The 632-nt window shown below is 40.2% G+C and carries 1 pseudogene; it reads right to left on the bottom strand.

What is annotated here, in order from left to right:
- Positions 1-632: pseudogene (locus JCM10991_RS15520) on the bottom strand (hypothetical protein); the annotation flags it as partial.

The raw sequence follows: 632 nt of genomic DNA, 5'->3' as shown, positions 1-632 counted from the left end.
TTGGCATTATTAGCAGCAGCATCTAAAGCAGATGTATCTTCTTGCGCAGCTCTAACCACATTATTAGCATGTGCTTTTTCAGTAGCATCAACTAACTTAGCAACCGTCTCATTAGTCTTTTGGTTTACAGAAGCCTTCTTAGCTTCGTAATCAGAATTATCGTAAGCCTTAATTGTAGCTGTTTGAGTGTTAGTAGGAACTTGTTGGTTAGGTAATGGTGTCACACTAACTTTTTCATTTCTAGCATTTTGAACAGCTTGTTCAACTTTAGCTTGGTTAGCTTGATTTACCGCTTGAGCATCTTTTGTATCTTGAGCATAGTAGTCATTCTTAGATTGTTGAGCTTTAGTTGCTGCTTGAACAGTAGAAGTTTGCTTAGCGTAATCTTGAGCAATAGAAGCCTCTGCTTGTGGTGCTGAATTAGCATCCACTGTTGTAGAAGTAGGAGCTTGTGTAGTCACTTGAACACCAGTTTGAGTTGCTTGACTAACCGCTGCATCTAATGATGAGTGATTAACTACAACATTAGTACCGTCTCCTTTAGCAGCTGATCCTGTAGCATTTACGCTTGTATTCACACCAGAACCTGATACTGGAGTAGTAGGTGTTGCAGTGTTGGCTGCTTCATCAGC

This window comes from Ligilactobacillus equi DSM 15833 = JCM 10991 (genome assembly GCF_000615765.1).
Taxonomy (GTDB): domain Bacteria; phylum Bacillota; class Bacilli; order Lactobacillales; family Lactobacillaceae; genus Ligilactobacillus; species Ligilactobacillus equi.
Note: the sequence above shows the minus strand (reverse complement) of the source record. Positions and strands in the feature narration are given on the sequence as shown.